This window comes from Microcoleus sp. (assembly GCF_049646505.1).
Classification (GTDB): domain Bacteria; phylum Cyanobacteriota; class Cyanobacteriia; order Cyanobacteriales; family Microcoleaceae; genus Microcoleus.
This window is the reverse complement of record NZ_JBARVX010000520.1, coordinates 1-10928: the sequence shown is the minus strand read 5'-3', so window position 1 is coordinate 10928 and position 10928 is coordinate 1. Positions and strand designations below refer to the sequence as shown.

Genomic DNA, 10928 nt, shown 5'->3' with positions numbered 1-10928 from the left:
GATTCTTGGTTCACCGAGACCACTTAAACTAGATTCCTTGAAGTCTCTAGCCCAGAGGTGGGACTCACGCCCTTGCGTTAATTCGGGTATGCCCTACCCTATTTGCTTTGAGGCAAGTCCTGTTTCAGTTTGAAGCAAATGCGCTTCAAATGCTGTTTGTCTAGCTCCTCTGAATCTTTTACCTACTGCGAGGTGGAGTAAGCGAAAAATGCAGTAAAACCGCTTAGATTCAATTTTCAAGGTTCAGCGCTTTGTCTTTTGACAGCTAGGTTTTTAGAGTGGTTGATTACCTTTCCACTACTACAAGCATACAGCAAAGCCGTGCTAGAAGCACGGGGGTTTTAGGCCCATTTTTATGATAAATCAGGACTAAACTTATAATGACATCCGAACAAATCTGCCAACGCTCCGATATTCTAGGCACTCAAGTCATCACCCGCGACAGAGGTAAGCGCTTGGGTGTAGTCAGTCAATTGTGGGTGGACATCGATCGGCGAGAGGTTGTGGCGATCGGTCTGCGCGATAATATGTTCGCAGTTGCTGGAATGCCGCGGTTTATGTTCCTCAGCAATGTCAGCGAAATCGGCGACGTGCTGTTGGTGGAAGATGAAAGCGCGATCGAAGATGATGTTGATGTTGAAATCTACAGCATTTTGATTAACAGCGAAGTTATTACCGAAACCGGCGAACTTTTGGGTAGGGTGCGGGGCTTTAGGTTCGACCCCGAAGACGGTAAGTTAGTTTCTATCATCATCGCTTCCCTAGGAATCCCCCAAATCCCCGACCAAGTTCTCAGCACTTACGAGTTAGGGATTGAAGAAATTGTCAGCAGCGGCCCGAACCGCTTGATTGTGTTTGAAGGTTCCGAAGAAAGGCTCAGGCAGCTTAGCGTAGGTTTGTTAGAGCGCGTAGGTTTGGGCCAAGCACCTTGGGAACGCGAAGAGGACGAGCAAGGGTATTATCCCAAACCCGTTGCTACCGAATATCAATTGGGCCCCGGCGTGCGGATACCTGCACCGGAAATGCGTAGCCGAGTAGCAGCGCCTGCGGTGGAGGAAGTTCCTTGGGACGAGGATTCGCAGTGGAACCGGCCGCCGGTGCGACAGCAGATGCGCGCAGTGCAGCCCGAACCGACGATCGACGATTATGATGATTACGAAAAGGATAATTGGGGAGACGAGGACGATTACGACGACGAGGAGTACGAACAGAAGCCGTACACTCGCCCTGAAATTTCTCGCCCCAAGCCGCCGGTGGTTGAATACGAGTACGAGGATGATGTGGAGGCGGATGCTTGGGCTGACGATGAAGCGCCCAAGCCTTACAACCCTCCTCGGGTGAATATCCCTGAGAAGACGAGGACTCCCGAATACGAGGAGGAAGCGAATTATTAGGAATTAATCAATTACCTGAAACCAATATTTTGCACTCTTTTTAAGAACGGGCTTCTAGCCCGTTCCACAATTAAGATGCCCGTTCCACAATTAAGATGCCCGTTCCACAATCAAGTTTAGTTTTTGTAGAACGGGCTTCTAGCCCGTTGCTGATATTGGTGGAAGACGTGAGTTTAAACTGATATCTTGCACCATTCGTGTGGAAGCCTTTTAGGGACGGGCTCTTCGGCCCACCCCACAAGAAAATGCACTTTTTGTGGAACGGGCTTCTAGCCCGTTGCTGATATTGGTGGAAAATGCGAGTTTAAACCAATATTTTCTAGGCACTGGTTTTACGGATAATATTTAATTTTCCAAAAACAATCTAGTAGGGTAGGTTGGGGGATGCGGTAAAGGCGCTCAATCTCATTACATTAAATCCACAAACTAGATAATAATTGCATGGCAGTTTACTATACTTTTGCTGACACTTCATATCATGTTAAAAGTCGAAAAAAAACTTGCTAAAAATATTGCTTTCAGATTAATAACCTATCTAATCTTTCCAATTTTTTTATCCACCACTGCGGCTGAAATTGTCTTGCGAGTTGCCGGATACAAACCCTGGCAAATAGAAAATGTCGATGTAGCCGTGGAACCGAAAGGTAACTTTTTCACCAAAGACTCCGAACTCGGTTACAAGCATTTACCCGGAAAATTCAAAGTCACGCTTAACGGCAACTACTCATTTAACGCAACTCATCTCAATAATAGTTTAAGAATAACACACCCGCTCAACACTTACAATCAATCGTCAACCAAGCCGGAAATATGGATATTTGGCTGTTCTTTTACCTACGGTTGGTCATTGAATGACAGCGAAACTTATGCGTGGTTGTTACAAGAAAGATTACCTAAGTATGAAATAGTAAATTTTGGCGTTAACGGCTACGGCACGCTGCACTCGTTTATTCAATTTAAAGAAGCACTAAAACAAGGAAATAAACCCAAAATTGTCGTAATTGCCTATGCCGGATTTCACGATAGGCGCAATACTTTATTGAGGGCGAGAAGCAAGCAAATGGTTGCTTGGAATAAACTCGGCATTCTGTTGCAGCCGGATGCTAGGCTGAATGGAGAAAATAATTTTACCTACAGCATGACAAAACTTGAATATCGCGAGTGGCCGCTGATGCGAGTTTCGGCTTTAGTAAATTTGCTGGAGGTTAATTACAATCAATTTGAGGAGGAATTGTACAAAAGTCACGATGTTTCTAAGGCAATTATTGAAGAATTTAACCGCGTGGCTGAGGCTAATAATATTAAGTTAGTTGTGGCGGGAATTAATGCGGGTTCTGCTAAGATGTTGGATGAGTTAAGTCAGGATGGAATTGCGACAGTAGATATTTCGGTTGATTTGCAAGTACCGGGAAATAATAATTTACCTCACGATATTCATCCGAGTGCGGCGGCGAACCGGCAATATGCGGAAAAGTTGGATGTTTTTTTGCAAGAGTTAATGAACCGCGAAGGCGCGAAGGGCGCTAAGGAAGAAAGAGGAAGTTTTGGAGTTAATTAGGTTTTTTAGAGTGATGAAAATATTTGATTTTAAGTTGAGTCGCAAGTTTCTGATTGATGGACTTTTTCTGTTTTTAGTTGTTCTGGTAACAGTGGGGGTAACTTCAATTTATGTATCTAGCGAACGTACTTTTTATTGGTGGGATTACGCGGGATACAACACCGCTACAGTCAATACGGCTAATGTATTTCGAGACTCGCCACAGAAAGCGTGGGCTGGAGTTATAGAATCGCTGGCTAAGGAAAAAAATCTGTTAATTTCTCTGCCGTTATTGCCGTTTATTCTGTTGTTTGGTGACTCTCGGTTGAGTTACATTCTCAGCATTTCGCTGATTTATGTGCTGCCTTTTCGCTTGTTGTTGGGGGCAATTTCTGCAAGGCTGATTCCAGTTTATCCGCAGCGGGTTTTTTGGTCAACTGTGCTGCTGAGTTTATTGATTCCGATGAGTTGGATTCCGACTTTGCGGGGATATTTGGATACGGGGGGCTGCGTATTTGTAGGGTTGGCGATTTTGGTTTATTTGCAGGATGTTAAGCTGAAATCTTGGTGGAAAGTTCCGTTAATTGGGGTTTTTCTGGCGGCGGCGATTCTGTTGCGGAGACATTTTGCTTATAGTGCGATCGCATTTTTGGGTGCAGCTAGTTTACAGGCTATTATAGAGTTTATCGTACAAATATACCGTAAAAATTCGGCATTGCCATCTCCCTACCGAGATTTGGTTGAATCTGGGATCAAATTGGGTTTGATAGCTGCGACTACTTTTAGTGTTTTAATGTTGGTAGCGGGAGATTTTACTCGCAGTGCTCTAACGGTTAATTATCGCGATTTATATGTGGCTTGGAGTTTGCCGGTTGATGATATTTTAATTCGTTATGCGTCTTTTTACGGTTTGGGAACTTGGCTGTTGGTACTGATTGGTTTTTCGGCGGGGATTCTGAGGCGAATTCTGGTGCATGAAGCGGCTGTTTTTGTTTGTTTGTTTGGGGTTTTGTCGCTGGTTGAATGGTTGTTAATCTTGCGTTACGGCTACTTGCACTATACAATTCATGTGACACCGATCGCACTTTTGGGATTGTCGGCATTTTTCTGGACAATTTGGCTGACTCTCAAGGGAAAAGTCCGGTATTTGATGCTGGGCGCGGCGGCTTTTTACTTGATTGTGAATGCAGCCGTGGGGTTGATTCCTGTTAAGGTTGATTTGTCAAGACTGTTTGTGAGTAATTTTGGGCCGTTAGTGCGATCGGACTACGGCGAAGTTGTAAAATTAGTAGAGTTTCTGCGAAAATTAGCACCGGATGAAGAACCGATTTATATTGCAGGTGCTTCTAACAGTTTTAATGCTAATATACTCAGACAAGCTAATCGCCAATTAAACCCGCCGGAGGGTTGGTGGAAGTTAAATACCATCGGGAGGCCGCAAATTGACTCCCGCGATAGTTACCCGCTACCGGAGTTGTTACAGGCGCAATATGCGGCGGTTGCTACACCTTTTCAGCAGGTGTTACCGGGTGACGAACAAGTTTTGCGATCGCACGAGCAAGATGTTGTTAAAGTTATCTATGATGTCTTTACTCACAACTGGGAAATTTCCCGCGATTTCCAGTTGTTACCACAACAGTTTAAGTTAGAAAACGGCGTGACTGTCAGCATTTATCGGAGAATTCGTCCCACGGATACAGGCACAGCAGTTCGCACTTTATACGCGATGCAGCAACAAATAGGCGATCGACCGGGCGGGCAGTTAGATTGGATTAGCTTGCGTCAGTCAATTTACACAAGTGCCAATTATTCAGTCAGTAGAGAATCGGATAACCTATATAAAATTGTAACTCCTCCCATTAAAAATAGCACGAAACTCGATACATCTTTTCTGTATTTAGGTGCTATTTCAGACAGGGCGCAAGTTACCGGCCAACTCGCTTTACTTAACCAGCAATGTCCGGGAGTTGCCCTGCGCTTGACTTTGTGGGACAAACAAGGTAAGTTGATAGACTCTGCGAAGATGGAGTATGGTGCCAAAAGTGCGATCGATCTAAATCTATCTGTTGGGGGTAAAAATCCAGTTTATTTGCTGCTTGAAGTATTGAGTCGCGACAAACAGGAATTAACAAACCAATGCCAGCTAGAAATGAACAATTTATCTGTAGGCAGCAAGCCTAAATAATATCATCTTCCTTGGCTCGAAATGCAATTCCTGCTTAATTCATCGAGAGAGTGCCAAAATCCAAACGGTCGAACCTAATATCTGCTAAAAAAAATCAACTATTAATGCAGAAAAATAAAACATCCCACAGGTATTTTAATCTATCTCTCTATACTTTTGTCATCATCGGTTCCCTGATGGCAACTGGCTACATTTTCCCCATTGGCGGCAATTTCCCCGAAGTGCCACCAATTCAATTTATGTTAAATCCTGAACTGTACAAAAACGATTATTACGTTCAGGAAATGGTTAAGTTTAATCCCCGATACTACTATTATTATATCATCTATTTGCTAGCCAACTTCGGAACAAGCATTCCCCTAGCGCATTTTATTTATCAATTCCTAGCCTTCGGTTCATTTATCCTAGCCTGCTACGCAATTATCAAGATTTATACTGATTCCAAACTGCCCGCAGCAGCGATGGCTTTTTTATGTACAGCCGCGTCATTTACAGATGTTGGTAACACCCTGATATTTTCCACCAAATCTGTACCCAGTACCTTCGCGATGGCCTTCGCAATCTGGGGAATTTACTTTAGTTTGCGTCAAAAATGGTTGAGAGGATATTTCTTTTTTGGACTAGCTTGTTTGCTGCAATTCTTAGTGGGTTTGCTACCAGGATTGATGATGATTCCCGTTTTAGCGATTGAATCTGCAAGGCGGCGGAAGTTCAAAACATTGATTTTGTCGATCGCACTTTTAGCAGCAATGGCAAGTATAGTATACGTACCCATGTTATTAACAGGTACTACGAGCACTCACACTATCGACAACGCCGAGTTTGTCTTCATTCACGCCCAAGTCCGCAATCCCCACCACATCCTCCCGTCAAATTGGGCTGTCGGGAATTGGTTCAACTTTATCTGTTTTATTCTTGGCGGCTTGCTTTGCATCAAAAAAACAAACTTACTACCAAAAGAAGACAAAATAAATTTTTACGTGATTCTGGGAACCTCAATTTTTGCACTGTTCCTAAATTACATATTTGTGGAAGTTTACCCCCAGGCTTTTATTGCCAAACTACAACTAGCTAGAACAGTACCTTACGCTCAAATAATTATATTTATTGCGGTTGCTTTGACGCTAGATGAAGTTGACCCGCAAAAACAAGCACCTGTTAGCTTGCTAATACTCTCTGCAATGACTTTGCCTTTTCGAGGAATCATTTTCTTAGGATTAGCTGTTTGGCAAAATAAAAACTACATACTTCCCCAAAAATACAATATATTGCTGTGGATTTTGGCAGCAGGAACGTTTGTTTTTAGCTTAACATATCCGCTGACTGATTCATTGGAAATAATAGGCGATCGAATAATCACCCTCCCAGTCTTTTTCTCAATCCTCGCTTTTCCATTCATCCTCCAAAAAACATCATTTCCTACATCTATAAAACAGACTGTAACTCATATTTTAGCTTTGCTAGCTACTGCAATTTTAGTTCTGGGAGTAGCCGGAATTCTACCAAAACCCATATTAAATGTATTTCAAACCAGAATCAATATCAATGCAGTTCCCACGGACGATTTAAGCAGATTAGCTGTGCGATTTTCGCAAATTAGCAGCCCAGACGCACTCGTATTAATTCCACCATCAGTTACCAGTTTTCAATTTTTATCCCAAAGAGCGATTGTCGTCAACTTCAAGAACTTTCCTTTTACCGACAAAGGCATCAAACAGTGGAAAAATCGCATGGAAGCTATTTTAGGAGTTCCCTTAAACCCGCAAATGATTTGGGGAGGAAATGACTTATTCATCCGCCGCAGCAGTACGGATTTAGTCAAAGTAGCCCTAAACTATCATGCCGATTATATCCTGACTCGCAGCGATTGGCATCCAAATATTGACGGTCAAATAGTAGATAGACAAGGTAAATGGATACTGTTGAAAATTAGGTAATACTATTCCTCGAAATTTGAAATTATACCATTTCTCTAAAATCATGTAATAGTCTTTGACCCCCCCGAGCCCCCCCTTAGTAAGGGGGGGGACAAGAATACTGTTGCATTATTTTTTGAAATTGGTATTAGTAACATACCCCCTTGATGATTCGGCGGTTTCAACCGGCGAATCATCTTCTAGTCGGCGCAGGCCGACTTTGTTTGTGTAGACGCGGTTTCAACCGCCGAATCTTATTGGCTTTGTTTGAATTTTTGGCGGTTTCAACCGCAAAATCTTATTTCCAGTTAAACATCAAAACCCGAATCATCAATAATTTCACAAATCTGCTTATCCACATAATCAGCAGCCACATTCCGCGCAATCAACTCAGCCAAAATCCCTAAAGAAATCAACTGCACCGACAGAATTGTACACAAAATCCCAAAAAATAACAACGGTCGATTGCCGATCGGCCCCAAATTCATCCCCGCCAAATTCAGAAACCAAATCACAATCAAATAACTCAGCGAAACAGTTCCCACCAAGCCAAAAGACAATCCCAATCCCCCAAACAAATGACCCGGTTTGTGCAAATAGTGCGTCGTAGCTAACACCGTCAACAAATCAATAAAACCCCGCGCATAACGTTCCCAACCATAATTAGATTTTCCATGTTTTCGCGGATGGTGTTCGACGACTACTTCACCAATTTTAAAACCTAAATTGTTTGCTAAAGCGGGAATGTAGCGGTGCAATTCCCCGTACAATTTAATCGACTGCAAAACTTCCCGGCGATAAGCTTTGAAACCGCAATTCATGTCGTGCATTTCTACCCCAGTCATCAAACACGCAACGGCATTAAACAGCTTGGAAGGTAAGGTTTTAGAAAGCGGGTCGTTCCGCTGTTTGCGCCAACCGGAAACTAAATCGAATCCCAATTCTAAACTATCTAAAAATTTGGGAATCTCGGCTGGGTCGTCCTGCAAATCGGCATCGAGAGTAAAGATAATTATTCCTGCTGCATTGCGAAATCCTGCTGAAAGTGCGGCGGATTTGCCAAAGTTGCGGCGCATTTTTATGGCCTTAATTAGTTTGGGATGTTGGCTGGCTAAATCTGCGATTTCTCGCCAAGAAGCATCGCGGCTGCCGTCGTCTATGAAAATGACTTCGTAACTGTCAATTCCGGTTTGGGACATGACAATTTTTATTTTTTTAAAGAGCAATTTGATCGTTGCTTCTTCGTTGTGAACGGGGATTACGAAACTGAGGTCTTTTGGCATAAAGCTATTCTATTTCATTTGTGTTGTAAATGAGATTTTTTTATTAACCGCAGAGGGCGCAGAGGGCGCAGAGAATCAGAAAGAGAGGTGTTTTAGTTTTTATCGAGAACTTGGGAGTTTCGCAAAGCTACCCAGCCTTGACGGTTTTTAAATGAGGCATAGGCTGTCAATAATGTATCTGTTGGCGATGTTTGAACGTATCCTCTCCAAGCTGCGAATTCGTAGGAAGGGCCAAACAATTTAACTAAGTCGGGACGCGGAAATCCTGACATTGCGAAACCTCGAACGACATTTTCTTGGTTGAGAATGGCAATACATTTTACATTGTTTTCGGGGTTTCCCACCCAGCCAATTACTCTGGCTGCTTGAGGCGCGAGGGTAGTTATTGTATCAAAATATCCGGGTACTCCGTCTTTGGGTGCTGAAAGTAAATTGGGATCGATTTTTGTGTCTAATGCTGCACAGAAATTGTGTTTTTTGATGTTTCGATTGAATGGTACTAAGTTGTTAGTTTTTAAAGCATCGATTAATCCGACAAATGCGGCAGGTTTGTTGCCTACTTTGTCTTTAATTAATGTTACGTCGGTGATGCCTAATTGCAATGAAAGTGATACTAATGGTTGATAGGTTGCTCTGCGGGCGATCGCCATTGCAGTTTCGCCTCCCACCCCGTACATTAAAATAACGGCGGCTGTGGTGACTGCAAACAGCGGTATCAGCCAACCTTGGATTCTCGGTGCCGGCTGAAACTCCCGCACGCACAAGACTGCGAGAACAATTGTACTCATCCAAAACAAGGCGGGGAGTGTCGCGTAGCGGGAAGCGGTGGCCTGTTCGAGGCCAAATCCCGATCGGCTAACAGCGGCCATTAACGCCGTTTGCAGCGCGTACAATTGAATTGACAGCCAAGGCAGCCAATTTAGGCGATCTACTTTTTTTACAAATAGCCAATAACTGATAAAACCCGTTACAGAAATCAAGCCAATTATACCAAAAATTGATGCGACAATCACATCTTCGCTAAAAATCCCACCGAGATAAATCGGAATATATTCGAGAGCTTTGAGCGGGTTAACTTTAGTTAAAGAAGGGTGATTTGCTGGAGTTTTATAAGTTAAGAAATAAAGACCAACCACTGCAATCGAAGCACCGAAATACCAATAAGTTATTCGCCGAGGAAACCGCAGCACAACCGCAGCAGCACACAATATCGGCCACAAACCCAAAGGAGTGCTGTAACTAATGCAGCCGAAAATTCCAAATACAATACTTCCAATTACCCAGTTATTTGGTTTCCATCCCTCGTTTCCAGGCTCTGCATGGGAATGAATATTTAGGATTTCCGCCTCTTTTTTATCTGACAAAAACTTTGCATAAAATTGCAAACAAAATATCGAACAAATTACAAATAAATTAGCAATTATCCAGTGAACACCGCTGAATCCCCGCATCCAATTGTGAGCCGCCGCCGGAGTAAAAGTAAAAATAGAAATACTAAGTACAATCAAGATAAACAGCAGAGGATCGCGCCTCAATTTTAATGGCAACAAAGCAATTAGTACGTGGCACTGAATCAAAGCTAAAAACCACGCAACTAAGCACAAACCAATATTTGAACCTTTGGTGACAGTGATATTCAAGGCATAGATAATTGCCGGAATGAAGACAAAATGCTCGTTTGCCCGAAATATCCAATTAAACGGATTTGTCGAAAAACCATCTACTGAATAAAAATTCCATGTCATCCACCAATAATCAAAATTAGACAAGTCTCCCGCTTGCGATATCAGGTACAAAATATAGGAGGCTGGTATCAAAATCGCGATAACTGATGCCGCAATTAAAATAGATTTTTGTTTTAATTTCATGGATTTGGGGAAGATGTTTAATTGATGGGCAGGTTTTGCTAGATCCCCCCTAACCCCCCTTAAAAAAGGGGGAACAAGAAAGCTCTCAAAGTCAACCCCTACTCCCCTTTTTAAGGGGGATTTAGGGGGATCTCCGGGGAATAAACAGAACCCCACAGATACAAACTAAACGTAGTAAAGCTTATAACAGATAATTTCTGAACAAAACCCGCCCTCACGTTTTGATGTTTACTCAATTTTTCACTTCATTTCTTTTGCCAGCATTTGTCTGAGTCCTTGCCGCCAGTGGGGAGGATGCGCGCCCAGAAGTGCTGATATTTTTACCGTAGAGAGAACCGAAAAAGCGGGACGTTTTGCGGGTGTTGGATACTCGGCGGTGGTGATGGGAATTACGCGCTTGATTTTGAGGGGAAAGCCGAGTTTTTCTGCTTCTTCAAAAATGGCGATCGCAAAATCGTACCAACTACAAACACCGCTGTTAGTATAGTGGTAAGTTCCAAAAGTTTCTGGCCCTAGATTCGGGATAATTTTGGCAGTCGCCGCCCCCAAATCGCCTGTCCAAGTTGGACTGCCGATCTGATCTGCTACTACTCGAATTTCTTCTCTATCCTTTCCCAACCTCAGCATAGTTTTGACAAAATTACCTTTGCCGCCGTTGCCGTAAACCCACGCGGTTCTAATAATAATATGTCGGTTTCCCGCTTGCCGAATTGCTTCCTCCCCTGCTAATTTTGACTTCCCGTAA

At 43.1% G+C, this 10928-nt stretch carries 7 protein-coding genes; 4 read left to right on the top strand and 3 right to left on the bottom strand.

What is annotated here, in order from left to right; translation table 11 throughout:
- The first annotated feature begins 380 nt into the window (after window positions 1–380).
- The 4 genes from WBA89_RS24665 (at window position 381) to WBA89_RS24650 (ending at window position 7053) form a co-directional block, all read left to right on the top strand.
- Window positions 381–1394 (top strand): PRC-barrel domain-containing protein, encoded by a 1014-nt coding sequence (locus WBA89_RS24665; protein ID WP_424410138.1) that lies wholly within the window; start codon window positions 381–383, stop codon window positions 1392–1394.
- A gap of 478 nt (window positions 1395–1872) precedes the next feature.
- A complete protein-coding gene (locus tag WBA89_RS24660) occupies window positions 1873–2952 on the top strand; it encodes an SGNH/GDSL hydrolase family protein (RefSeq protein ID WP_424410137.1) in 1080 nt (359 codons plus the stop codon).
- Window positions 2953–2965: 13 nt separating this feature from the next.
- Entirely contained in the window at window positions 2966–5116 is a 2151-nt protein-coding gene (locus tag WBA89_RS24655) for a hypothetical protein (RefSeq protein WP_424410164.1), read from the top strand.
- A gap of 104 nt (window positions 5117–5220) precedes the next feature.
- Window positions 5221–7053, top strand: coding sequence for a DUF6798 domain-containing protein (locus WBA89_RS24650; protein WP_424410136.1), 1833 nt, complete (start codon window positions 5221–5223; stop codon window positions 7051–7053).
- Between the two features lie 287 nt (window positions 7054–7340).
- On the opposite strand, the gene WBA89_RS24645 is transcribed toward WBA89_RS24650, so the two are convergent.
- The 3 genes from WBA89_RS24645 to WBA89_RS24635 form a co-directional block, all read right to left on the bottom strand.
- Window positions 7341–8315, bottom strand: coding sequence for a glycosyltransferase family 2 protein (locus tag WBA89_RS24645; RefSeq protein WP_424410135.1), 975 nt, complete (start codon window positions 8313–8315; stop codon window positions 7341–7343).
- A gap of 92 nt (window positions 8316–8407) precedes the next feature.
- Window positions 8408–10183, bottom strand: coding sequence for a hypothetical protein (locus WBA89_RS24640; RefSeq protein ID WP_424410133.1), 1776 nt, complete (start codon window positions 10181–10183; stop codon window positions 8408–8410).
- 240 nt (window positions 10184–10423) lie between these two features.
- Window positions 10424–10928 (bottom strand): SDR family oxidoreductase (locus tag WBA89_RS24635; RefSeq protein ID WP_424410132.1); only part of this gene is annotated, 505 nt, incomplete at its 5' end.